The organism is Rhizobium sp. WYCCWR10014 (genome assembly GCF_001657485.1).
In the GTDB taxonomy this organism is placed as follows: domain Bacteria; phylum Pseudomonadota; class Alphaproteobacteria; order Rhizobiales; family Rhizobiaceae; genus Rhizobium.
In genome coordinates, this window is sequence record NZ_LXFU01000024.1 from 109,391 (window position 1) to 132,774 (window position 23,384).

Consider the following 23,384-nt stretch of genomic DNA (forward strand, 5'->3'; position numbering starts at 1 on the left):
TGCAGAGATATCTACTTCTTATTCATTAGAAACATGGAAGTTGATGGGAAATGCAACCTGTGGAATAGTCAGATTGACGCCATCTACCCTCTTCATTCTCATCATCTGGGCAAGAATGTCTCACAAAAAAATGGAATGCTCCACGGTGTGGTGGTTTCTTGCGACGGTCTCCCTCGTCGCGAACTTCACGTTGCCAGCCTATGCGGACAGCCCCTCCGTGCCCTGGCCACAAACGCAAAGCGACCTCCAAGCCGATCCCCATGTGCGTTTCGGCGTGCTCGCCAACGGCATGCGGTTTGCGATCATGCGCAATGTCACGCCGCCCGGACAGGCAGCCATCCGCTTTCGCATTGGCTCCGGTTCGCTCGATGAAAACGATAACCAGCAGGGTCTGGCGCATGTTCTCGAGCACATGGCCTTCAAGGGTTCGACACATGTCGCCGAAGGCGAGATGATCCGTATCTTGCAGCGCAAGGGCTTGGCCTTTGGGCCGGACACCAACGCCCATACCTCTTATGACGAGACTGTCTATGCGCTCGATCTGCCCGAGGTCGATGCAGACACGGTTTCGACGGGCCTGATGCTGATGCGAGAAACGGCAAGCGAGCTGACGCTCGATGCCGGCGCCTTCGATCGCGAACGCGGCGTCATCCTGTCGGAAGAGCGGCTGCGCGACACGCCGCAGTATCGCGTGGCGCTCGAAATCATGAATTCGTTGCTCGCCGGCAAGCGCACGACCATGCGGGCGCCGATCGGTAAAGCCGACATCATCAGCAATGCGCCTGTGGCCCTCGTCCGTGATTATTACCGGGCCAATTACCGACCCGATCGGGCAACGGTGATGGTGGTGGGCGATATCGACCCCGCCACCATGGAAACGGAAATCCGGCAGCGCTTCGACGATTGGAAGGCCGTGGATCCGACGCCGGCAAAACCGGATCTCGGCGCGCTGGTGAGGAAAGGCGAAAGCGCCGACCTCATCGTTGTTCCCGGCGGCAGGACGAGCGTACAGGTCGCCTGGACGCGTCTCTATGACGCGGCGCCTGACACCTTCGCCAAGCGCCGCGCTGAGCTTATTGAGAATCTCGGTCTCATGGTGCTCAATCGCCGGGTGAGCACGATCGCCGGCAAGGCGGATGCCCCATTCATCAGTGCGGGCGTCGGCTCTCAGGATATCGTCGATTCCGCTCATGTCGTCCTCATCGCGGCGAACTCCGAGCCGGACAAATGGCAGGCGGCGCTCACAGCCATCGACCAGGAACAGCGTCGTATCCAGCAGTTCGGCGCTACGCAGGCGGAGATCGACCGCGAAATCCTCGACTATCGCTCGGCCCTGCGGGCCGCTGCGGCCGGAGCCGCGACGCGCATGACCACGGACCTCGCTTCGATGCTGGCGAGCAGCGTCGATGACGATGAAGTCTTCACCTCGCCTGCCGAAGATCTCTCGCTGTTCGAGACGATGACGAGTGGCGTCACGGCGGCCGAGGTCAATCAGGCCCTGCAGCGCGCTTTCTCCGGCAACGGTCCGCAGGTCGTGCTGCAGACGGCCCAATCACCTGAGGGCGGAGCCGACGCGGTTCGGCAAGTCTACGATGCATCAAATGCCGTTGCCGTCTCGGCACTATCCAGTGCAACTGACGTCGCCTGGCCCTACGCCCATTTCGGCGCGCCGGGCGCTGTGGTCGAACGCCGCGCCGTCGACGATCTCGGCTTGACCATGGTGCGCTTTTCCAACGGCGTGCGGCTTACCGTCAAGCCAACCAAGCTGCGTGCCAACGAAGTGCTGGTGCGTGAAGATATCGGCGGCGGTCGGCTGGACCTGCCGCACGACCGTTCCGCCCCGATCTGGGCATCTCCGGCCGTCGTGCTGTCCGGCGTGAAGGCCATGGATTACCAGGATATCCAGAAAGCGCTGACGGCCAACATCGTCAGCATCGATTTCTCGGTCGGCGACAGCTCCTTCAGGTTCGACGGTCACACAACGACTGGAGATCTTGCGACGCAACTGCAGCTCATGACCGCATATACCTCCGATCCCGCCTACCGCCCCGAGGCGTTCAAGCGTGTGCAGCAAGCCTATTTGAGCGGTCTCGATCAGTATGAGGCAACGCCCGGCGGCGTTGTCAGCCGCGATTTCCCAGGTCTCGTGCATTCGGGCGACCCGCGCTGGACCTTCCCCGATCGCGCGCAGTTGTCGGCCGCTCATCCAGAGGATTTCGAGGCGCTTTTCCGGCCTATAGTCTCCAACGGCCCGATCGATATCACCATTGTCGGCGACGTGACGGTGGACGACGCGATCCGGCTGGCAGCTGAAACTTTTGGCGCCTTGCCGCCGCGCCCGGAGACGACGTCGAGCGACGGTCGGAACGACGTGCGTTTTCCGGCGACGAACGAGAAGCCCGTTGTGGAGACCCATAAGGGCAGGGCCGATAACGTCGCCGCCGCGGTAGGGGCTCCGATTGGCGATTTGCTTTCCGACCTGCCACGGTCCTTCACCGCCAATCTCGCCACCCAGATTTTCCAAAACAGGTTGGTCGACCAGTTTCGCATCGCAGAAGGAGCAAGCTATGTGCTGGAGGGCGATGCTGACCTGTCAAGTGAAGTCCCTGGCTACGGCTACGCATATTTCTACGTCGAGACAGACCCGGCAAAGGTCGCGCGCTTCTATGCACTCGTCGACGAGATCGCCAAGGATCTGCGGTCGCATGATGTCTCCCCGGACGAACTTGCGCGCGCCCGGGAACCCATCATCGAGACACTGAAGCATCAGCAGCAGGGTAACGAATACTGGATTGAATATCTGCGCGGCGCTCAGACGGATTCGCGCGGCCTAGACCGGATACGCGACAATCTCAGCGGCTACGAAAAGGTCGCCGCCGCAGATATCCGCGCGTTTGCCACGACTTATTTCGGCCCGGAAAAATTCTGGAAATTCGAAGTGCTGCCGCCGGCGGTGCGATAGGTCGTGGGCACGGCTTAGGGTCGGCGTTTGACCACCCTCATGTTCATCTCCGAGCGAAGCGCAAAGCCGTGTGTCTTGTAGAGCGAAATGGCCGACGTGTTCGCCGCATAGGCATGCAGATAGGCGGTGTCGCCGCTCGATGCGATTTCGCCGGCAACGAAGCGGAAGAGCAGGGTGCCGAGGCCGCGTCCCTGGAAATCGGGATGGGTGCAAAGCCCGCTAAGCTCGATGTAGCCTGTCTGCCGCATCCGTTGCCCGGCCATCGCCACCAGGCGGCCTTCGCTCTTGATCCCCCAGAAGCTGCCGAGGCTTTGGGCTCGCAACGTGAACGGCCCGGGTTTGGTCAGTGTCGCCAAATCAAGCATGTCGGCGGCATCGGCCTCCGTCAGGGGCTGGATGCGTGGATCGGAAATCCGCGCGTGGGGCCGCTCGGCCACCATCTGGACCACCGATGCCTCTGTGACGATAGCCAGGCTCGGTGGAATGGCGATCGGGCCGGCTTCGACGAGGATCATGCTCTCCTCCCGCGAAGGCAGGTTCTCCAGGGCGTCGAGGCTCTCCGGCCTATCGTCTGCGGAGGCCGCGAAGGGTACGATCGACGGCGGGTATCGCCGCGCGTCCTCATTGCCTTCGGCAAGATCGGCATGCGCGGTCTCCAGTGCGCTCCAGATCGGCCGGTCGAGGATATGTTTCATCATCCTTCCTCCTTGGTAGTGCTGCGGCGTGCAAGCGGTGCCGCAGCAAGCCCGTCCTCGATGGCCGCGAGCTGTTCGAGGATCGGCCCGTCGAGATCGCCGCAGAGATCCGCAACGGCGGCAGCGATGCGCGGCCAGATCACCTTCTTTGAATGATCGACGAGCTCCTGTCCCTTTTCGGTCAGCGAGACCAGCCTGCGACGCTGATCGTCCGGCGCCGGCTGCATGTCGACGTAACCGAGCTCGAGAAGCTGGCCGGTGGTTCGCGTTGCGCCGGGCTGGGTGATGCCCACCGCCTGCGCAAGCTCGCCGATCGTCAGTGGCCCAGACCGGTCGATCGCTGCGAGGAATGGATATTGGCCCGCCTGAATACCAAGGCCCGCTTCGTCGATGACCTGCTGCGTATCGGCCTGCAGCCTTTCTCCGATGCGCCGCAGCCGGCTGCCCATGCACAGAAACCCGAGCGTCCGGACCACATCCTCGACCATGCCGATCTCCATTTGTATTGGGGGTTATATAACGTGTTATAGATTAAATGGCAATTCTTCTACCAAGGCGGTCGGCAAAAGAGGCCAGGGCAGGGCAGCACGAGCAAGTGCTTCGATCAGCCCCGCCATTTCCTGGCCATCAGAAACACCGCCAGGACGCAGCTGAGCAGGCCAAGGGACAATGGCAGGCCCTGATGTCCGATCAGTTGCATCGCCAGCCCTGTCGCCGGCGAGCCGACGATGCCGCCGATGCCCCATACCAAGGCGAACGCGGCGTTACCGGCGATCAGGGCCTGACCGGTGAAACGCTCGCCGAGTTGGATCAGCGACAGAGTGTAGATCCCGAACGAGACCCCACCCCAGACGAAAACCAGCGGCCAGATGAGCCACGTGGCGAAGGCCGACGGCAGCAGCAGGCAGCCGGCAAGGCAAGCCAGGACGCAGAAAAGCATGGTCCGCGTCGAGCCGAACCGTTCGGCCAAGCGCCCAAGCAAAATCTGCAGCGCGGCATTGCCGGCGATGAAACAGGTGATGAGCGAAGCGATGCGCCCTTCGGCGCTGCCGAGCGCTGCGCCATAGACCGCGAACAGGGAAAGCAGGATCTGCTCGAAGGCGGCGGCGGTGAAAACCGCAAACAACAGCAGCGGTGCCAGCGCGAAGAAGCGGCCCACCGATGTTGCCTCGCCTTCACCAGGCGTGTCGGGCAGGCGTGGGACGACCGCAAGCACGACCAGGCCGCAGATAAGGAAGGCCGCAATACCGATCAGGAAAGGCGGCCAACCCTCAGTGCCGGTGAGCCAGAGCGACAGAGGGCCGATGGCGAAGCCGCCCGAAACGATCGACGAATAGAGTCCCATGATCCGGCCCCGGCGCGCAGCCGGCGTGATCGTGATCAGCCAGGTCTCGCTGATCACGTAAAGCGGATTGGCGAAGACGCCGAGCAGGAAGCGCAGCGGCATCCAGGTCCAGACGTCCTGCGCCCAGGCAATCACCATCAGGGTGAGGGCGGCGAGGATCGAACACAGGATCGCCAGCCGCGTCCCGCCCACACGCTGCGACAGCGCCGGAATAAAGGGTGCCGATAGGATGAAACCCAGCGGCGTCACCGCCGCCGACAGGCCGATCAGGCCCGATGTCGTTCCCTGCCGCTCCAGGATGAAGCTGAGCAGCGGATAGGTCAGCCCTTGGGCCACGGCGAATACCGTGACGGTCGCGATGATGCCCGCCATCGCAGCCCATGGGATCCGGTCCTCTCGCGGCGATGTCGTGCCGTGCAAGTGCCGATGCGACAATTCCGCCGATTCCACGCAGGGAATATCGTTCACAGCAACCTCCATAGGGTTTGAAGGCCGGGGGCCATCTACCTCAAAGAGGATGAATTCTGCAGTATAGGGTGAGCGTCGTACTTAAGCTTTCCCAAAAAGTTCTCAAAAACTTCCAAACGGACTAAACAGGTCAGCATCGAATTCTCAAAAGTCCTCACCACAGCAATTTCAGCCGGACATCATCAGGACCATCAGAAAATGACCGCTTTACCTTCCTTTCTTGGCCTTCCAGATCGCCTCGCCGATGGTCGCTTGCCCCGAGCGGTCATCTTCGCAGCCACTCACGGCAGCACCTATCCCGGCAAGGACGGTAGCGGCTATGCCCTGGCCGCCGGCGCCATCCGCGCTGCGAGCCAGGACGATGCTGCGCTCGTCGAGCACTGGGATTTCGATCTCGGCGGTCCGCTGTTTGACCACAATCCGGTCTGCTGCGTTGACGCTGGCGACGTTCCAACCATCCTTCATGACAATGCCGGCAACCGAACCCGGATCGAGGCGAGGACGCGCGAGGTCCTGTCAATGCCCGCAGTGCCGATCCTAGTCGGCGGCGATTGTTCCGTGACCATTCCCTTCATCGCCGGCTTTGCGGACCACGAGCCGGTCTGGATCCTGCAGATCGACGCCCATATCGATTGGCGCGACGAGGTGCATGGCGAGCGCCACGGCTATTCGAGCCCGATGCGTCGGGCGAGCGAGATGCCGCATGTCGTCGGCATGGTCCAGGTCGGCCTCCGCAGCGTCGGCAGCGCACGCCTCGCCGACATCGAAGCGGCGCGGGCCTACGGCAGCCGCTTCGTAACTGCCCGAGAGATTCATGCCGACGGGGCCGAAGCAGCTCTCCGGCATATTCCGAAAGGAGCGCGGGTCGTCGTCACCCTCGACTGCGACAGCCTCGATCCCAGCATCATGCCGGGCGTGGCGGCGCGTACGCCCGGCGGCCTGACCTACACTGAGGTGATCGACCTGATCGCGTGCCTCGGCAGGCGGGCCAGAATCGCAGGATTCGACCTTGTCGAGCTCTACCCTCCCGCGGACATAGCCGGCCTGTCGGCCCTGACCGCCGCGCGCATTCTCGTCAATGCGGTCGGCGCCATCGTCCGGCAAGATTGAGACCCTGCTTCCTCTGCGAGCGAGCGGTGCATGGTGCGGTGCGTTTTCGCTTCTAGGCGACCTTGCCCAGACGAGGCTCTGTCCCGGCCACTAAGCGCCGAATGTTGGTGCGATGCCGGGCAATCACGTAAATGCCGCCTGCGATCACCAGCAGCCGATAGGGCAGCGGTTGTTCCAAGCCGCAGACGAGAGCGTTGGCCGTCAACGCCGCCAGCATCGAACTCAGGGAAACAATCCGGACGGCGGCCAGCGCAACGCCAAAAACCGCCACAGCGCCCAAACCTACGGGCCATGACATCGCCAGCAACACACCGAGCCCCGCGGCAACCGACTTGCCTCCGGTAAAATTGAGCCAGACCGAACGGCCATGGCCTAGCAACACGGCAAGTCCCGCCAGGCAAACAGCCCAAGGCTCTAAGATTTGCGGATCAAACGCTGTCGGTGGCGTGCCCGATGAGACTGTCGAGAACCAAGGGTAAAACCAGCGGGCAAAGATGACTGCTCCTACACCTTTCAGCACATCGATCAGCAGAACCGCCAATGCAGGCCATTTGCCCAGCGTTCGCAATACATTCGTTGCTCCGGTGGATTTGGAGCCATGCTCCCGGATATCGATGCCCCTGATCAATTTGCCCGCCAGATAGCCCGAGGGTGTGGAACCGAGGAGATAAGCGATCGCCAATCCAACTGCGCCCGCTATCCAGAAAACCATGGGAGTCACCTCGACGCTCTATTTTCAGGCAGTCATTATTTGGTCGTCACCGCCATCAGCCACTGGAACACGATTTCCACTGATCGCGTCCTCGATGCCACGCGGCCTAAGCGGACGAACAGTTCCATCCAAGCTTTAAAGACTTTAGGATGCGCCCCATGCAGGGATCGCGCTTTGCCTTTGGTCCGTTTGTGCTTGATCCGGTGGCGGGAACGCTCCTTCGGAACGATGATCCCGTTGCTGTTGGCCATCGCGGGGTCAAGCTGCTCGCTGCACTCGTTGAACGACCCGGCGAAATTGTCGGCAAAGCCGAACTGATGGACGCGGCGTGGCCGGGGATATCAGTCGAGGAAGGCAACCTGACTGTCCAGATCGCCCAGCTGCGCAAGCTGCTTGGTCCGCCCGCCGAGGGCGGTGAATGGATCTCCACGGTGCCGCGCGTCGGCTATCGCTTCACCGGCGCCATCAATCAGCTCGGCGGCGTGAAGCGAAAACCTTTGCCGCTGCCCGACAAACCATCGATAGCAGTGCTGCCCTTCGTGAATATCAGCAACGATCCCGAGCAGGAATCTTTCGCGGACGGGCTGACTGAAGACCTGATCACCGACCTCTCTAAGACGCCGGGCCTGTTCGTCATCGCCCGCAACTCGGCTTTCGCCTACAAGGGCAAGGCGAGGGACGTGCGCGAGATCGCCGAGGAGCTCGGCGTGCGCTACCTGCTGCAGGGCAGCGCAAGACGCGCAGCGGGACAGGTGCGCATCAACGCCCAACTGGTCGATGCGGCAAGTGGCGATCATCTGTGGGCGGAACGCTTCGATCGCAGCCTGGAGGATATCTTTGCCGTTCAGGACGAAGTGACTGGCAAGATCGTCGAGGCGCTGCTCGGCCGGCTGCGCGCACCGCCGCCGCGCAACCGGCCCAAAAATCTCGAGGCTTACGAACTCTGCGTGCGGGCGCGCCGGCTGATGGATGATACGCCGCAGACGGCCCGGGAAGCGCATCTGATGCTGACGCGCGCGATTTCCCTCGACCCTGATTATGCCGAGGCCTATCGCTGGCTTGCCATGAACCACTGGATGGGAGAGGTGCATTCCGGTGGACCAACGCAACTCACCCGTAGCCTTGCTCTGGAGCTGGCGCGCAAGGCTGTGGCGATCGATCCTAACGATGCCGGCTGCCGCTGGATCCTGGCTTACCTGCTTGCCTATGAGCGCAGCTTTGCCGAAGCGGATGCGGAATTCGCCAGGGCGATCGAGCTCGACGCGAACGAGGCCGACACCTTTGCGGCGCTATCCGACATCGCGGTCCTGGCCGGGCGGGTCCGGGAGGGCCTCGAACATATCGCCAAGGCCTTCCGGCTGAACCCGTTTCCGGCAAGCTGGTACTATCTGGCGCTCGGCCAGGCGCAATATGCCGCCGGCCAATACGGAGCCGCCGTCGAGACGCTGCGCAGCGACGAAACCTATCGCACGAGTTCTCGCCGTTTCCTGGCGGCAAGCCTTGCCCAACTTGGCCGGCTCGACGAGGCGCGCGCCGAGGCCGAACTGTTCCTTGTCGCCAACCCGCATTTTTCAACCCGCCACTGGGCGGAGACCGAGCCGTTCCGCGACGCTCGGACGCTTGAGCATTTCGTCGAAGGCTACCGCAAGGCGGGACTTCCGGAGTAATGCCCCGCCCCACACAGACGGCCCGAAATTAGATGGTGCCGGGCCGTGGGGAGGTGGTTGATTGGCTCGCGGCAGACAAGAAATCCTCTTCGGCGGTGGGCAGTTGTCCGTTTGGTGTCAGGTCGTCGACCGCTTTGGGAAGATCGCGCTTCAGTCGCGCAAGAATCTCTTGATGCGAAAGGCCGGTATTGGCAGCGATCTCGTTGAGAACGTCCGGTCCCAATGCTTCCGCAAGCTGGCCGTCATCGATGTCCGCATTCGGACCTGGCTTTACCCACGACTCCGCCTTGTCACCGTGACCATTCTGCTGAAACGTCTTCAGCAGATCGCCGAGACCGCCGCTAACGATGCCGCCGGATGTCAGCCCGCCGAGAAGGCCACCGAGACCGCCTGAACCGCCCAGTCCACCAAGAAGGCCGCCAAGCCCGCCGGGCTGCTGGTTTCCTGCGCCAGCCTGCTGAGGGTTCTGGATGCCCCGCAGGAGCTCCCCGATCTTGTCTCTGTTTTGGTAGCCGGCAACGGCAAGGACGGCGAGAAGCGCCTTCAATTGACCGCTCATCATGATGAATCCTCCTATGTGCTTAAAGGTGCACGCGACCCAAAGCAGAGCGCTGCATGGGCAGCAATGTCCAAGGTGGCCAAAGGTTCCGCCGGTTTGAAAGCAAGGCTCGCAACCGCATTCCTTCGACGATCTCGAAGGCCCGGCCGTCCACCTCATTTGCTCACGTCGCGGTCAGATTTCCGGGCAGCCTCGGCGGTTTGCGAAGGTCATTCGTTCCGGTCCGCGGCGTGTCATCCCTTGCACGACAATACTGCGGGGCGACATGCGTACGATCTGCGCCCTTCGAAGTCCTTCGCCGCGTGCGATGTCGAGAGCATCATCCGGGTCGCATCCGCGGGGTCCGCGCCGATCATATCCGTCATATCGGCCACGATCACGATCTCGATTACGGTCGTAAACGCCGACACCACCGGGGCCGAGCCGCAACTCCAAGTCTTGCGCTGCCGCGATCGTCGGCGAGATCGTCAAGCCGCTTATCGCAGCCAAGCCGACCAGTACGAACTGAAGAGATTTCAGCATGAGTTCCTCCCATGGTCCAATGCTTATCGTAGTGACAACATCGCCATGCGAGATTTGTTCCTTAAGGTAAGCGGAGTCGGTGCGGACGCCGAACGTATCTTCGTCTCATCGAGCGCGTCGCATGAATCCGATCGATGCGACGCGCTTAAAAGATCATTTGCTTCAAACAGCCATGTTCGACGCTGCCGACATCACTTCCCGAGGCGCGGGGCCGCCGAACATATGGCGGCCGTCCCCCTCGACTTCCGTGAAACACCAGCGCACGACGCCATCCCGATCGAGCAGGAATTCGCCGACGAGCTGGCCTTGGCCGGCGGCTATCATCTGCTTGTCATCCTCGGTGATTTCATAGCCGTCCGCTTTGTCGAGGAATTCCGACGCCGCCATCGGGTCCATAGGCGCAGGAAGCTCGCCCGGCATGTCGATGCGCATCGACATCACCGTGTTCATGCTGACTTTGCGCGGCCACTCATTCTCATCTTCGGTGAATTGAAGATTCGGCAGGCCGAAGGCCCTGTGCGATACCCGTTCCGGGTCCGAGGCCGCCAGCAGATTGGGAAGCGGATGGTAGCGGAAATAGAGGCGGGCGCGGTCGATCGGCGTGTTGACGATGGTCAGGCTATCGATGCCCTTCTCCTGCAATGCATCGGTGAGTTCCGCCATGGCGGCGATCTGCCGGCGACAGAAGGGGCAATGCAATCCGCGGAACAACCCGACGAGCACCGGCTTCTGGCCGCGAAAATCGTCGATGGCGACCTTGCCCTGGCGGGTGATCGCATCCAGCACCACGTTCGGCGCACGATCTCCCGGCTGCAATGGTCTTGCGGCGTGGTTCTCCTGCATGTTTCATTCCTCCCTTTATGTTTTTGATTTGATTTTCGAAATTGATCCCCGGCGATCACCGCGACGAGGACAGGTCAGTCGAGAAACGGCAGGACGACGAGCGTGCCAGGGTCGAGGTTGTGGCGAATGCACACATCCTGCGCCAGCGTGAAATACCGTTCCGCCTCGTCCATGTCGTCATGCTCAAGGCTGAGTGTCGCTAAGCCATCATAGCACGGAAAGAGCAGTTGCGGTTCATCAATTTCCTTCGCAACCTCAAGGGCTTCCTCGTAATACTTACGAGCTAGCTTCGGCTGCCCGTGGCATTGATGAATCTGGCCCAGCACGATCAGCGGCACGGAGAGATGGTCGCGCTGATCGAGCGCCCGGTCGATTTCGACGGCCTTTTCCGCAGCCGGTACACCCTCGGCAGCGCAACGATCGGTGAAGGTGCAGCAGGCCACTGCGAGGTTGGCGAGAAGCCGCGCCTGGAAGCCGAGATCGCCGATACGGATCGCAAGCTCCAGTCCGCGCCGGCAGATCTTGATGGCGTTGGCCGGATCGACAATCGTGTAGAGAACGCCGAGATTGGAATAGGCGCGACAGGCAGCACTTTGCAGATCGGCCTTTTCGGCGACCGAGAGGCTGCGCTCCACTTCCTGCACGGCCTCGCGGCGGCGTCCGAGCCGCGCAAAGGCCGCACCCTTGGTGTTCAGCGCCTCCGCCATCGCTCGCGCCGTCTCCCGTCCGGCCTCCGTCGTCCCGTCGATCGGCAGCGTTTGCAGGCATTGCAGTGCCTGCGTTGCCCACTCGGCGGCAGCGGCCTGATCCCCCATGCGGAAGGCCAGATGGCCGCGCTCCTGCAGGACATGTGCACGTTCGACCGGCGCATCGATTGCTGCGATGATGGTTTCGGCTTCGGCCAAATGTGTCTCCGCTTGATCGCGGCGTCCTGCATCGAGATGCAAACGGCCGACCTTGCGCAATATCCGCGCTGCGGCGATAGGGTTGTTGTTGCGGTGGGTCGCAAGCGCTCGCTGATAGTGGTTCAAGGCAGCGTCGCGGAGACCGGCGGGACCGCAGAGATCGGCAAGACGCTCCAGCAGCGCGAGTTGCTCTGGTGTAACCTCCACCTCGTTTGCGAGGGCCGCAAGGGCCTGACGATAGAGGCGCATCGCATCGTCATTGGCGTAGGTTTTGCGCGCCAGATCGCCCGCCGCCATCAGATAGGTAGCCCCCTTGGCCCTTTCTGTGGTCAGGCTGAAGTGATGGCCGAGCTGCGCCAGGTGCTCGGGCCGGTCGGGTGCTGCGCCATATTGACGTTCCAGAACCTGGCCGATCCGTCGATGAAGCTCCATGCGCCGTTGCAGCAGGAGATTGTGGTAGATGACGTCGTGCATCAGCGTCTGGCTGAAGCGATAGCCCGGCGACCCACTGGCATCCGGCCCGCGCAGTTCTTCGATGATATTGGCATCGCAGAGATGATCCAATGCAGCATCGATGGCGGCCGGCTCTGTGGCGACGGTGCGGAGCAGGGCGGTATCGAACTTCGGGCCGACCACTGCCGCCTCTTGCGCCAGCCGTCTAATCTCCTGTGGCAGACGATCGACGCGGGCAAGCAACAGGGCTTGCAGGTTCACCGGGATATCGACATCCGTGTCTTCCGCTGCGACATGCCAGCGCTGGCCGTCATTGTGCAACGTGCCCATGTCGATCAACGCCCGAAGGATTTCTTCGATGAAAAGCGGGTTGCCGCCGGCGCGGTCCAGGATGCGCTTGCGCATCGTGACCGGCAACTTGCCATGATCCACGCCAAAAAACGCAGCAAGCAGCCTCTGCCCGTCGGCCGCAAAGAGTGGGGCAAGACGTTGCACGGTTACGCTGACACGGTTGGAGTCCAGTGGGTCGGTCTGCGATGTCGGCCGGTAGATCGCAAGTAGCATCAACCGGCTGCGCTCCAGTCGGTCCATCATGAAGCGAAGCACTTCCAGAGAGGTGGCGTCCGCCCAGTGCAGATCCTCGATGACAAGCAGCAGGGGACCTTGCGCCAGCCGCCGCTCGAAGACGGTGCGGACGGCATAGAAGATCTGCCGCCGCAACTGCTCCGGCTCGATGTACCGCAACGCGCCATCGGGATCGCCGAGGCCGAGCACATGTAGAAACAGCGGTAAAAGTCCCTCGACCTCATCCTGCGTCAGATCGAGCGCGCGGAACCCCGTTGTCAGCAATTGCCGCGCCCTGTCGAGATCGTCGCGCTCGCCGATGCCATAGGCGCTGCGCACGACCGCGCCGAGCGTGCCATAGGATTGTTCGCCGAGCGGAGAGCAGGTCGCTTTGCGGATGGCGAGGCCCTGGAAACGGGCAGCACTGCCGGCAATTGCGACGAATTCGTTGACCAGCCGCGACTTGCCGATGCCCGCTTCGCCGATCAGCCGGACAAGCTGCGCCGCGCCGCCGCAGGCAAGGTCGAGGCATGTCAGCAACCGCGACATTTCCGTATCCCGTCCGATCATCGGCGCCTGAAGGCCGAGACTCTCGAGCCCGCGCGCCGTATGCGGCGCTTCCGACAGCCCGGTCAGCCGATGGACAAGGACGTTTCCGCTTTTGCCGCGCAACGCCTGCGCGCCGAGACTCTCGAAGGCAAAGGCGTGGCGGGTGAGGCGATAGGTCAGCGGCCCGACGAGGATATCGTTTTCGCCGGCCATGGACTGCAGGCGTTGGGCGGTGTTCACCGTGTCGCCGGTCACGGAATAGGATTTTGTACTGACCGCACCGAAGCCACCGGTGACGACAGGGCCGCTATTGATGCCGATATGCAGGCGCAGCGGCACACCGGCGCGGGCGTGCCAGCGCTCGCCGACCTGCGTCGCCCGACCGATCATATCAAGTGCGGCACCGAGCGCCCGTACCGGATCGTCCTCATGAGCGACGGGCGCGCCGAACAGCGCCAGCAGCGCATCGCCGACGAACTTGTCGACGAAGCCGCCATAGGCTTCGACTGCCTGGGTCATCTCTTCAAACAATTCGTTCTGCAGCACCCGCATGACTTCAGGGTCGATCTGCTCGCTCAACGTCGTGAAGCCGCAGAGATCGGCAAAGAGCACGGTCACCGGCCGCCGGTCGGCGTCGCCCTCCGATTTAGACAGGACCGCCTCGATCTTCGGCTTCGATGCGGGCTGCGCTGTGCCTGGTATCGACGCACCACATCGGGGGCAGAAGGCAAAATCGGGCTGACAAGGATGGCCGCATGCAGCACAGGAGAGTGGTTGCTTTGCGCCGCATCGCGGACAGAAAGCAAAACCGCTCTGAATATCAAACCCGCAGCCGCTGCACTCCATCGGACGCATCTCACGAAACCCCGATGTACGGCTATTTCAGCCGCAACCAGCAGGCCTCAGACAGGGGACAAGCATGAACCTGCTGCCCCAGGCCCGCAAGCACTAAACAAGCGGCGGATCTGGGGACAGCTTCGGCAGATCGAGAACGGCGATCTTGGCGTCATGAGCGTTCACGAACGAATGGACTTACCGTGCGGCTGCTGCAGGATCGCACGGCTTGCTTTTGGGGTGTCGATCATCCGCCATCACTGCGGATGGGCGTTGGCGAGCCTGGCAACCCGGCAGTCAAAAAGCACCGGCCGGTCCACGTTGATCATCTCCTCGATCCTGGCATCGAGTTCGCCCGGGCTCTCGCAGCGAAGGCCGATGGCGCCATAGGCTTCCGCGAGCTTGGTGAAATCGGGCAGCGAGGCCGAATAAGCGCGCGATCGACCATCGCCATCCGGTACCTGACCCCATTCTCGCGCCATGCCCGGATGCTCATCGCTCAAGATGAAGATCTTGATCGGCGCTTGATGCTGTATCGCCGTCGACAGCTCTTTCATCGTCGTTTGCACCGACGCGTCGCCGGCAATGTCGATGACAAGGCGGCCGGGATTTGCGAGCTGCGCCCCCAGCGCGGCAGGAAGACCGAAACCCATAGTCCCCAATCCCCCGGAGGTAATCCAGCGATTGGGCCTGTCGAAACCGAAGAACTGCGCCACCCACATCTGCTGACCGATCTCCGTGGCGATGATGGGGTCATACGGCTTTGTCAGCGCATGCAGACGCTCCAGGGCATGTTGCGGCATGATTGTACGGTCCAGCCGCTCGTAGGAAAACGAATGGCGGGCTCGCCAATGGTCGATCTGTGTCCACCACGCCCGCAACCGCTTCTGGTCGGGCACGGTGGAAAGCGACCGCCAGGCATGGATCATATCCGCCAGCACATGCGCGGCGTCGCCTTGAATGCCGATATCGACGGGAACGCGTTTGTTGATCGACGAGGCATCGATATCGATGTGGATTTTCTTCGAGTGAGGCGAAAACTCATGGATGCGCGAGATCGCAAGGTCGTCAAAGCGCGCGCCGATGGCGATCATCAGGTCGCAATCGCCAATTGCCATATTGGCTTCATGCGAGCCGTCCTGTCCGGCGACGCGCAGCCAGTTCGGCCCGGTGGCGGGATAGGCTCCAAGCCCCATGATGGTGGACGTTATGGGAAAGCCGGTGAGGTCGACGAGCTCACGCAATAATCGTGACGCCTCCGGCCCCGAATTGATGACGCCGCCGCCGGCATAGATGATAGGTCGTCGCGCTTCGGCCATCAATGCGACAGCCGCCCGGATCGCGTTCTGATCGCCTTGCATTGCGGGCTGGTAGCTCGGCAGCGGAGCTACCTGGTCAGGTGCAACGTAGGTCCCTCTGGCGAAGAGCACGTCCTTCGGCATGTCGACGAGAACAGGGCCGGGCCGACCGGCCGCCGCAATCTGGAAAGCCAGATGGATCGTTTTGGCCAGATCGTCGATGTGTTGGACCAGGAAATTGTGCTTTGTGCAGGGGCGGGTGATGCCGACCGTATCGCATTCCTGAAAAGCGTCCGTGCCGATCAGACTTGTCGGCACCTGACCGGAGAGGCAGACGATCGGAATGGAGTCCATAAGGGCATCCTGCAGCGCCGTGACCGCATTTGTAACGCCTGGTCCCGATGTCACCAGCATGACGCCAACTCGTCCCGTCGAGCGGGCGTAGCCTTCGGCTGCGTGTCCGGCGCCTTGCTCATGGCGCACCAGGAAATGTTTGATTTCCTCCTGTTGGAAGATTTCGTCATAGATCGGCAGCACCGCGGCGCCAGGGTAACCGAAAATGTGTTGGACACCGTTGTCGCGCAGCGCTTGCAGAACGATCTCGCCGCCGTTCATGAGACGATCAGAAGGGGTATTGAGGGAAGAGTTGGCTTTCTCGCCGGTCATATCTGGGTTCCGTCGTGAGTGAGGTGATAGGTGCGACGGGGCATAAAAAAAGGCCCCGTCAGGGACCTGTTTTCGGCGCATGGGCGGCTATTGCCGGACGATCAGACCGTCCTGCCCATGCGCGATATCACCACTACGAGAACCATTGCGATTTTCATGGCCGATAGAGCTAGCTCCAAATCTACACGTCGTCAACGTCGTCTCTGCGCAGATTGTATCTGTGGTTGAGAATATTTGAGATCAGTGGTTCGATCAGTGACAAAGCAAGGGCAGGGGGCAACCCGTTCGCAACCTATCGACCAAAGGCAACTCTCCCGTTCCAGCGCCCGCGAAGCGATTTCGACCACTTCCTCCAATGCGCGCCGGTCAGGGGTTCCGAGCCAGCCGTCGGCGTTCGGTCCCAGTGCGAACCCATCCTATGGCGAGGTATATGCGCCATCGAGGATCTGCCGCGCCTCGGCCCGCGGCGCGGCGACGGAATGACGCTTAACCAGCGAGCATTCGAGCTTCGCAATTGGATAGCGCTTGCCGGGTGTACTTTCCGGGTTGAGATGTTCGATCGCCCATTGCCCCATGGCAAGATGTGGAAGGACCGAAGTCGTCAGCGGGGGTACGAGATGTCGTGAAATTTCTTCGTCGTCATAACCCACCACCGACATGTCCTGGGGAATGCGAAGCCCTGCATCCTTGAGCGCCTCGTAGCACCCGATGGCAGTGCGGTCGTTCTGGCAGAAGATCGCGGTGGGCGGCTCTTTCAGAGCAAGCAGTTTCATTGTGGAGGCATAGCCGGCACCGGCCGACCAGTCGCCTTCAATGACCAATTCCGGATCGAAGGGTATATCGGCGGTCGCCAGCGCGCGACGATATCCCGTCAGCCGGTCCTGCGCCGCCTGCATCCAGATTTCGCCGGTGATCGTCGCGATACGATGGTGTCCGTGCATGATCAGGTGCCGGGTGGAGCTCTGCCCTCCGGCGATCTCGCTCGGCACCACGGCGGGAAAGGCGTGGTCCGCCGTATAACAGTTCAGCAGGACCGTCGGGATGTTGAGCTTGCAGACATAGGAAGGAAGCTCCACCTGGCGGGTATAGATTGTCATATATATGAGCGCCGATATGCCTCCGCTCGTCAACGCCTCAATTGCTTTTGGCTCCATGACGGGATCACTGAGCGTCTGGGTTACCAAAAGGACATTGCCGGCGTTCCAGGAGGCTTGCCGCGCGCCTTCGATCGCAACGATCGCTTCCGGGCTGGTGGCAAGCTGATCCACGGCGAAACCGATGACGTTGTCCAGTCCCGAATAAGAGGCCTTCGTCGTGTAGGTCTTCTCCATGTAGCCGAGCGCGCGCGCCGCCTCCCATACGCGATCGCGCGTCTGCTGTGAGATACGGGTGCCGGGCGTGTCGTTGAGGACGAAGGAGACGGCCGCCTGCGAGCAGCCAGCCGCCGCGGCGATGTCCATCATCGTCACGCGCGCAGGCTTATTTTGGGTCTTGGGTTTTCGCATTCGTGGAAACTGTCTCTCTCGGGATAATAGGGTAGGGTGGATTGATCGTCGTTTCGGCTAATTAATATTAGCATCTATCTGAAAGCGCTGGCAATTGCATGAATTGCAACAACACTAACAGTTATTGGCCATTGCCAGTACAACATTGCCATCTTAGCCCCTGCGCGATGAAATGTTTTGATCTGCATTGATAATACTATTTACTAATTAAATTTCTTGTATACCGTCAGGGAGCGATCGGAACCTATGCCACTCGTCGCTTTGCGACGGCCCTAGGAGGGGGCGCGCATCCGGCCGGCCGTAAATCGGAAACGGGCCCGTGCAACTGCGGCCCCTCGGGAGGTGTATTATGAAACAGCTGAAACGCAATGCAGCCTTGTTCTTCGCCGGGTTGATGCTGAGCGCGGCGCCGATTGCCGTATCGCATGCTGCCGACAAACCGACACTTGCATTCGTCGTCAACGGCGCATCCGACTTCTGGAAAGCCGCAGAAGCGGGTGTGAAGAAGGCGCAGGGCGAGATGCCTGACTACCAGATGGAACTGAAGTACCCTGAGCAGGCATCTGTCGCCGTTCAGCAACGACTTATGGAAGACTTGGTCAGTGCCGGCGTCAAGGGGGTCATGGTCTCCGCGGTCGATCCCAAGACCCAGACGGACGGCTTGAACAAGATCGGCTCGCAGACTGCTCTCTTCACGACCGATAGTGACGCGCCGCAGACCAACCGCGTTGCCTATATCGGCTCGTCCAATGTCGACGCCGGCTTGCAGGCGGCCGAAATCGCCAAGAAAGCGATGCCGGACGGCGGCAAGTGCATCGGCTTCGTCGGCCTGCTCGGCGCTGACAATGCCAAAGAACGCATCCAGGGCATGAAGGACGGCCTGAAGGGCACGAAGATCGAGCTGACAGATGTACGTGGCGACGATATCGACCAGACGCGTGCAAAGAAGAACGTCGAGGACGCACTGGTGGCGAGCCCCGACGTCACCTGCATGGTCGGCTTCTACTCCTACAATACGCCGCGCATTTATGAGGCGCTGCGTGACGCCGGCAAACTCGGCCAGATCACCGTCGTCGGCTTTGATGACGATCCGATCACGCTCGGCGGCGTCAAGGAAGGCACGATCGCAGCGACCGTCGTGCAGCAGCCGTTCGAGTGGGCCTACCAGGGCATGAAGCTGATGGCGGCCTACCTCAAGGGCGACAAATCAGGCGTTCCCGGCAACGGCTTGATCATCATCCCGACGGTGATTATCGGCAAGGATGACGTCGACAAGTATGCCGCCAGCCTGAAGGCTATGTCTGGAAAGTAATCCTCCTTCGCGGCGGTGGCACTTGCCGCTGCCGCGAAAGACGTCTCATGCCGACAGCATCAGTAGCCATGGACAGGCGATGAACCACAGCTCCGACATCCCGTCACCGGACGCGCTTGCAACGCCGTTCCTGTCGCTTTCCGGCGTTGGCAAGACCTATCCGGGCGTCGTTGCGCTTGAGGGCCTGTCGATCGACATCATGCCGGGCGAGGTTATCGGCCTCGTCGGCGAGAACGGGGCTGGAAAATCGACGCTGATGAAGATTCTCGGCGGCGTGATCGCCCCCGACCGAGGCACGATCCTGCTCGACGGCGCAGAGCTTCGTTTCCTCACCGTGGAATCGAGCATCGCATCCGGAATCGCCTTCGTGCACCAGGAACTCAATCTCTTTGAGAATCTCGACGTTGCCGCCAATATCTTCCTGGGCCGCGAACCGCTGAGAGCGGGACCTTTCAAGCTCGTCGATCGCGATCGGCTGCGAGATATGGTGAAGCCGCTCTTGAAGCGGGTAGGGGCTCATTTTTCCGCCGACACACCCGTGGCATCGCTTTCCCTTGCCGAGCAGCAGATGGTGGAAATCGCCAAGGCGCTGTCGATCAACGCCAGGCTCGTCATCTTCGACGAACCCACGTCCAGCTTGCCGCTGGCCGAAACCGAGCGGCTCCTGAGCATCATCAAATCGCTGAAAGCCGATGGCATCAGTGTAATTTTCATTTCGCATCGCCTCCACGAGGTTGAGCGCGTCGCAGACCGCGTCGTGGTCCTGCGCGATGGCACGCTTGTGGGCACGCTCGCCAAGAAAGACATCGGCCACGACCAGATGGTCAAGCTGATGATCGGCCGAGTGCTTGCGGCCCGGACCGCAAAACCGCAGCGCTCGCCCGGCTCGGTTGCGCTGAAGGCAAGCGGCGTGCGCACCGAGGCCTATCCCGGGCGTCCCGTTGATCTGGAAATCCGGTATGGAGAAATCATGGGGCTTGCAGGGCTCGTTGGGTCGGGCCGCACCGAGCTTGCAAAAGTACTCTTCGGCATCGACCGGAGCTACGGCGGAGCCATTCTTCAGGACGGGCGGCAAATTGCGATCAGCTCTGCCCGGGACGCCGTCGCTCGGGGCATTTTCCTGGTGCCGGAGGATCGCAAGCGCAACGGCATTCTTCTTGATTTCCCGATCGCCCAGAACATAAGCCTTGCCGATCTCCCCAAGCTCTCCAGCCGTTTCATGCTTTCTGCTGAGCGGGAGAGGGCGGCGGCCGAAAAGCAGCGCCTTCGCCTCGGTATCAAGGCGCCCTCCGTTTCGACGCGAACCGGCACTCTGTCCGGCGGCAACCAGCAGAAGGTGGTGCTTGCCAAATGGTTGTCGATGAGCCCGAGGGTGATGATCTTCGACGAGCCGACGCGCGGAATCGATATCGGCGCGAAGAACGAGATCTACGGCCTGATGCGAGCACTTGCCGATGCCGGAGTGGCGATCCTGATGATCTCCAGCGACATGGAAGAGGTGATCGGCGTTTCCGACCGCATCGCCGTCATGCACGAGGGCCAGATCGCCGGCATATTGGAAGAGGACGAAATCAGCCAGGAAAGCGTTCTTTTGCTTGCTGTCGGCAAAAGGGTAAAATAGCGGCTGCGGCCCATAGAAATAAGTATCGGGGATGGATCTCGAATGATCAAAAAAGATCTCGGACTGCTGCTTTTGATCGTCGTCGTCGGCATCGTCGTCGCCATCATCAATCCGCGCTTCCTGCTGCCGATCAACCTGGCCAACACTGCCAACCTGATCGGCTTGTTCGGCATCCTGTCGATCGGCCAAGCCTTTGTCATCATTACCGGCGGTATCGAGCTTTCCGTGGGCTCGCTCGTAGCGCTTCTCGGCGTGCTCTTCGTCGATTTCATCGCGGTCCAGGATATGTCCTGGATGCTGGCGCTGCCGCTCATTCTCGCGCTGGGCGCGGTAATAGGCGCCGTCCACGGCTGGCTGATCACCCGGCTCAACCTGCAGCCCTTCGTCGTCACCCTCTGCGGCCTGCTGATTTATCGTGGGGCAGCGCGCTTCTATACGGCCGACGGAACGGCGGGCTTTGCGTTCGGCCAAAATTTCCCCGACCTCGAATTTTTGACCGCTGGGCGATTTTACGGCGTTCCCAACACCTTCATCGCACTCGTCATCATTGCCGTGGTCATGTGGATCATGCTGCATCGCTCTGTCTTCGGGCGTTATCTTTACGCAATCGGAAAGAATGAGGAGGCGGCCCGCTATTCCGGCATCCGTACCGGCCGCATGGTCATGTCGGCCTATGTCATCTGCGGGCTGCTGACGGCGCTTTCGGCGATATATTTTGCCATGTACACACGCTCGATCTCGCCGGCGAGCCATGGTCAGTTCTACGAACTCTACGCGATTGCCGCTGCCGTGCTCGGCGGCTTTTCGCTCCGCGGCGGCGAGGGATCGATCGTCGGCGTCGTGCTGGGGACGGTCCTGCTCCAGGAGTTGCAGAATCTCGTGAATCTACTTGGTATCCCTTCGTCGTTGAATTTCGCTGTCATGGGTGGCGTGATCCTCATCGGCGTCCTGATCGACCAACAATGGCACGCGATCCGCGCAAAGCGCCGCGTTGTCGCCGCCGCCCGGCAGACCGAAACCCGTCTTTCCAACGAAGGCAGTTTGCCAGTGGTTGCCAATCAGGACTAGGTCAGTGGATGGGACTGCCGCGCGTATCGTGACCTTGCCCGTTCAAATAATCCGTTTTGCAAGATCAGATCGGGCGGGTGAGGGCGCCAAGCTATCGATCTGCACGAGTTCCCCGAAACAGTCGCGCCGGCCGCGCGGCTGGAAAACCCGCTTCTTACGCTCGCGTCGCGACACCCAGATGCCGGCCTCGGTCATCCATTGACGCAGCGTCTCCTTGGCGACCGAAATATGATGCAGTTCGATCAGCTTCTCGCGCGCCAGCGTCGGACCGAAATCCAGATACCGTTCGCGGATCAGATCCAGCGCCGCATTGCGAAACTCCTCGCTGTGGCGCCGATTGCTTGGTCTCGATCGCTTCTTCGAAACCAGGCCGGCCGCACCGGAATGGTCATAGGCCTGCAGCAGCCTGTGCATCTGACTTCGGCTGAGCCCAAGCAGCTCGGCGGCCTGGACGACGCTCAGGCGCTGATCACGGATATTCTGAATAACTTCGAGGCGATGCAATTCTTTCTGCGACATGGTGATCATAAAGGACATGACGACTCCGACCGCTCATGGTCTCGACCAGGCTGAAGGTCGTCATCCTTGCTCCCAACGTTGGCATTGACCAGAACGTCGAGAGGCGAGACTGTCGCATCTCTAACTGGCCCAACTGTCGCATTACTAAATAGCCATGGAGAATCTACACCAAGTGCAACATGGGCGTTTGAAGGGTAGGGGATCAGCCGCATTCACGCAAATGCGCCATGAAGACCTCGGCCGGTGTTTTGTAGCCCAAGCACTTTCTTGGCAGCGAATTCAGGTGATGGGCGAGGTCGACAAGTTGCTTCTGAGCGACGTTGGACAGATCCGTATCGCCAGGCATGAAGCGTCGAATGCGCTTGTTGGTGTTCTCGACAGCGCCTTTCTGCCAAGGCGAATTGGGATCGCAGAACCAGCTCCTGGCGCCGATCCCATCTTCCAAAGCCCTGAAAGCGGAGAACTCCGTGCCGCGATCAAAGGTGAAGCTTCGGCGTGCAAAAGACGGCAATGGTGAGAAGGCATGGATGATCTTGTCCATGATCGGTCGCGAGTGACGGCTGCGGTTCTTGATCATCACCGTATAGCGGCTCTTGCGCTCGACGAGAGAGGTGACGTTGGTCTCTCCGAGTTCACGCCGGAAGATCAGGAGATCGCCCTCCCAATGCCCGAACTGTGATCGATCATCAATAAAATCAGGTCGTTGGGAGATTCTGTAGTCGAGCGGGATTAAGCCGTCGCGCGGTTTGCGTGCGCCGCGGCGCCGACGCCTGCGCCGTCGTTCCGGCAGGTGCTGATACAGCCCGAGCGGATAATCTTCCTTGCAATAGATGAAACGATAAATCGTTTCCGGGCAAATGCGCACAGGACTGACGCCATCGGCGAGAAGCCGGCCAGCGATCTGCTCAGGTGACCAATGCGCCTTCAGCCGGTCGATGACGAGATCGCGCAGATGCGGATGGCGTCTGAGTTTGCGCAGCCGTCGTCGGCGCTCCTTGCTCATGTCGTTGGCGATACCGCTGTAATAGCCGCTGTATTCCGGAAATTCGTGATCCTGGAACGTATTGCGTTTAAGCTCGCGATAGATCGTCGAACGATGACGACCGAGTTGGCGGGCAATCTCCGAGACGGAAACCTTGCGTTCTCTAAGATGAAAAAGACGCTTGCGATCAGGCAGGGTGAGCTGCGAATAGCAAAGGGACATGCA

The 23,384-nt window shown here is 61.1% G+C and carries 17 protein-coding genes and 1 pseudogene; 6 read left to right on the forward strand and 12 right to left on the reverse strand.

Going from position 1 to position 23,384, the window contains the following annotated elements:
• The first annotated feature begins 43 nt into the window (after window positions 1-43).
• Window positions 44-2,962, forward strand: coding sequence for an insulinase family protein (locus tag A6U98_RS03470; RefSeq protein ID WP_064648089.1), 2,919 nt, complete (start codon window positions 44-46; stop codon window positions 2,960-2,962).
• Between the two features lie 14 nt (window positions 2,963-2,976).
• On the opposite strand, the gene A6U98_RS03475 is transcribed toward A6U98_RS03470, so the two are convergent.
• The 3 genes from A6U98_RS03475 to A6U98_RS03485 form a co-directional block, all read right to left on the reverse strand.
• On the reverse strand, window positions 2,977-3,657 hold the full coding sequence (locus tag A6U98_RS03475) for a GNAT family N-acetyltransferase (RefSeq protein WP_064648090.1): 681 nt from the start codon (window positions 3,655-3,657) through the stop codon (window positions 2,977-2,979).
• The gene (locus tag A6U98_RS03480) at window positions 3,657-4,145 is read right to left on the reverse strand and encodes a MarR family transcriptional regulator (RefSeq protein ID WP_064648091.1); all 489 of its coding nucleotides are present in this window, start codon (window positions 4,143-4,145) and stop codon (window positions 3,657-3,659) included. Before A6U98_RS03480 ends, A6U98_RS03475 begins: the two co-directional genes overlap by 1 nt.
• Window positions 4,146-4,261: 116 nt before the next feature.
• A complete protein-coding gene (locus A6U98_RS03485; protein ID WP_064648092.1) occupies window positions 4,262-5,482 on the reverse strand; it encodes an MFS transporter in 1,221 nt (406 codons plus the stop codon).
• A gap of 186 nt (window positions 5,483-5,668) precedes the next feature.
• On the opposite strand from A6U98_RS03485, the gene A6U98_RS03490 reads away from it, so the two are divergent.
• Window positions 5,669-6,580 carry an agmatinase gene (locus A6U98_RS03490; RefSeq protein WP_064648093.1) on the forward strand — a complete coding sequence of 304 codons (912 nt, stop codon included), beginning with the start codon at window positions 5,669-5,671 and terminating at the stop codon, window positions 6,578-6,580.
• Window positions 6,581-6,632: 52 nt separating this feature from the next.
• On the opposite strand, the gene plsY is transcribed toward A6U98_RS03490, so the two are convergent.
• Entirely contained in the window at window positions 6,633-7,292 is a 660-nt protein-coding gene (gene plsY, locus A6U98_RS03495; protein WP_064648094.1) for a glycerol-3-phosphate 1-O-acyltransferase PlsY, read from the reverse strand.
• A gap of 158 nt (window positions 7,293-7,450) precedes the next feature.
• Between plsY and A6U98_RS03500 the strand changes: the two genes are divergently transcribed.
• A complete protein-coding gene (locus A6U98_RS03500) occupies window positions 7,451-8,959 on the forward strand; it encodes a winged helix-turn-helix domain-containing tetratricopeptide repeat protein (protein ID WP_064648095.1) in 1,509 nt (502 codons plus the stop codon).
• Between the two features lie 28 nt (window positions 8,960-8,987).
• On the opposite strand, the gene A6U98_RS03505 is transcribed toward A6U98_RS03500, so the two are convergent.
• The 6 genes from A6U98_RS03505 to A6U98_RS03530 all read right to left on the reverse strand — a co-directional run bounded on the left by A6U98_RS03505 (window position 8,988) and on the right by A6U98_RS03530 (window position 17,657).
• Window positions 8,988-9,521, reverse strand: a complete 534-nt coding sequence (locus A6U98_RS03505) for a YidB family protein (protein WP_064648096.1) — start codon at window positions 9,519-9,521, stop codon at window positions 8,988-8,990.
• A 171-nt stretch (window positions 9,522-9,692) separates the two neighbouring features.
• Complete coding sequence (locus A6U98_RS03510) at window positions 9,693-10,040, reverse strand: hypothetical protein (RefSeq protein ID WP_064648097.1); 348 nt, start codon at window positions 10,038-10,040, stop codon at window positions 9,693-9,695.
• 162 nt (window positions 10,041-10,202) lie between these two features.
• Complete coding sequence (locus A6U98_RS03515) at window positions 10,203-10,883, reverse strand: peroxiredoxin-like family protein (RefSeq protein ID WP_064648098.1); 681 nt, start codon at window positions 10,881-10,883, stop codon at window positions 10,203-10,205.
• 74 nt (window positions 10,884-10,957) lie between these two features.
• Window positions 10,958-14,200 (reverse strand): adenylate/guanylate cyclase domain-containing protein, encoded by a 3,243-nt coding sequence (locus tag A6U98_RS03520; protein ID WP_064648099.1) that lies wholly within the window; start codon window positions 14,198-14,200, stop codon window positions 10,958-10,960.
• 245 nt (window positions 14,201-14,445) lie between these two features.
• Window positions 14,446-16,152 (reverse strand): biosynthetic-type acetolactate synthase large subunit, encoded by a 1,707-nt coding sequence (gene ilvB / locus A6U98_RS03525; protein ID WP_064648100.1) that lies wholly within the window; start codon window positions 16,150-16,152, stop codon window positions 14,446-14,448.
• A 416-nt stretch (window positions 16,153-16,568) separates the two neighbouring features.
• Window positions 16,569-17,657 carry a LacI family DNA-binding transcriptional regulator gene (locus A6U98_RS03530; RefSeq protein ID WP_064648101.1) on the reverse strand — a complete coding sequence of 363 codons (1,089 nt, stop codon included), beginning with the start codon at window positions 17,655-17,657 and terminating at the stop codon, window positions 16,569-16,571.
• Between the two features lie 349 nt (window positions 17,658-18,006).
• On the opposite strand from A6U98_RS03530, the gene A6U98_RS03535 reads away from it, so the two are divergent.
• From A6U98_RS03535 to A6U98_RS03545, 3 genes are all read left to right on the forward strand, one after another.
• On the forward strand, window positions 18,007-18,969 hold the full coding sequence (locus A6U98_RS03535; protein WP_064648102.1) for a sugar-binding protein: 963 nt from the start codon (window positions 18,007-18,009) through the stop codon (window positions 18,967-18,969).
• Window positions 18,970-19,048: 79 nt separating this feature from the next.
• Window positions 19,049-20,590, forward strand: a complete 1,542-nt coding sequence (locus A6U98_RS03540) for a sugar ABC transporter ATP-binding protein (RefSeq protein ID WP_064648300.1) — start codon at window positions 19,049-19,051, stop codon at window positions 20,588-20,590.
• 42 nt (window positions 20,591-20,632) lie between these two features.
• Window positions 20,633-21,658 (forward strand): ABC transporter permease, encoded by a 1,026-nt coding sequence (locus A6U98_RS03545; protein WP_064648103.1) that lies wholly within the window; start codon window positions 20,633-20,635, stop codon window positions 21,656-21,658.
• Between the two features lie 93 nt (window positions 21,659-21,751).
• Here A6U98_RS03545 and A6U98_RS03550 read toward each other — a convergent pair.
• Window positions 21,752-22,195, reverse strand: a pseudogene (locus A6U98_RS03550) (helix-turn-helix domain-containing protein); the annotation flags it as partial.
• 184 nt (window positions 22,196-22,379) lie between these two features.
• Entirely contained in the window at window positions 22,380-23,381 is a 1,002-nt protein-coding gene (locus A6U98_RS03555) for an IS30 family transposase (protein WP_064648104.1), read from the reverse strand.
• Between the last annotated feature and the right edge of the window lie 3 nt (window positions 23,382-23,384).

Bases quoted from the DNA above. Each gene is read 5' to 3' on its own strand.
- A6U98_RS03515 (WP_064648098.1), bottom strand. From the start codon at position 10,883: ATGCAGGAGAACCACGCCGCAAGACCATTGCAGCCGGGAGATCGTGCG.
- A6U98_RS03475 (WP_064648090.1), bottom strand. From the start codon at position 3,657: ATGAAACATATCCTCGACCGGCCGATCTGGAGCGCACTGGAGACCGCG.
- ilvB (WP_064648100.1), bottom strand. From the start codon at position 16,152: ATGACCGGCGAGAAAGCCAACTCTTCCCTCAATACCCCTTCTGATCGT.
- A6U98_RS03470 (WP_064648089.1), top strand. From the start codon at position 44: ATGGGAAATGCAACCTGTGGAATAGTCAGATTGACGCCATCTACCCTC.
- A6U98_RS03540 (WP_064648300.1), top strand. From the start codon at position 19,049: ATGAACCACAGCTCCGACATCCCGTCACCGGACGCGCTTGCAACGCCG.
- A6U98_RS03555 (WP_064648104.1), bottom strand. From the start codon at position 23,381: ATGTCCCTTTGCTATTCGCAGCTCACCCTGCCTGATCGCAAGCGTCTT.
- A6U98_RS03545 (WP_064648103.1), top strand. From the start codon at position 20,633: ATGATCAAAAAAGATCTCGGACTGCTGCTTTTGATCGTCGTCGTCGGC.
- A6U98_RS03480 (WP_064648091.1), bottom strand. From the start codon at position 4,145: ATGGTCGAGGATGTGGTCCGGACGCTCGGGTTTCTGTGCATGGGCAGC.
- A6U98_RS03530 (WP_064648101.1), bottom strand. From the start codon at position 17,657: ATGCGAAAACCCAAGACCCAAAATAAGCCTGCGCGCGTGACGATGATG.
- A6U98_RS03520 (WP_064648099.1), bottom strand. From the start codon at position 14,200: ATGGAGTGCAGCGGCTGCGGGTTTGATATTCAGAGCGGTTTTGCTTTC.
- A6U98_RS03510 (WP_064648097.1), bottom strand. From the start codon at position 10,040: ATGCTGAAATCTCTTCAGTTCGTACTGGTCGGCTTGGCTGCGATAAGC.
- A6U98_RS03490 (WP_064648093.1), top strand. From the start codon at position 5,669: ATGACCGCTTTACCTTCCTTTCTTGGCCTTCCAGATCGCCTCGCCGAT.
- A6U98_RS03500 (WP_064648095.1), top strand. From the start codon at position 7,451: ATGCAGGGATCGCGCTTTGCCTTTGGTCCGTTTGTGCTTGATCCGGTG.
- A6U98_RS03505 (WP_064648096.1), bottom strand. From the start codon at position 9,521: ATGATGAGCGGTCAATTGAAGGCGCTTCTCGCCGTCCTTGCCGTTGCC.
- A6U98_RS03485 (WP_064648092.1), bottom strand. From the start codon at position 5,482: ATGGAGGTTGCTGTGAACGATATTCCCTGCGTGGAATCGGCGGAATTG.
- plsY (WP_064648094.1), bottom strand. From the start codon at position 7,292: ATGGTTTTCTGGATAGCGGGCGCAGTTGGATTGGCGATCGCTTATCTC.
- A6U98_RS03535 (WP_064648102.1), top strand. From the start codon at position 18,007: ATGAAACAGCTGAAACGCAATGCAGCCTTGTTCTTCGCCGGGTTGATG.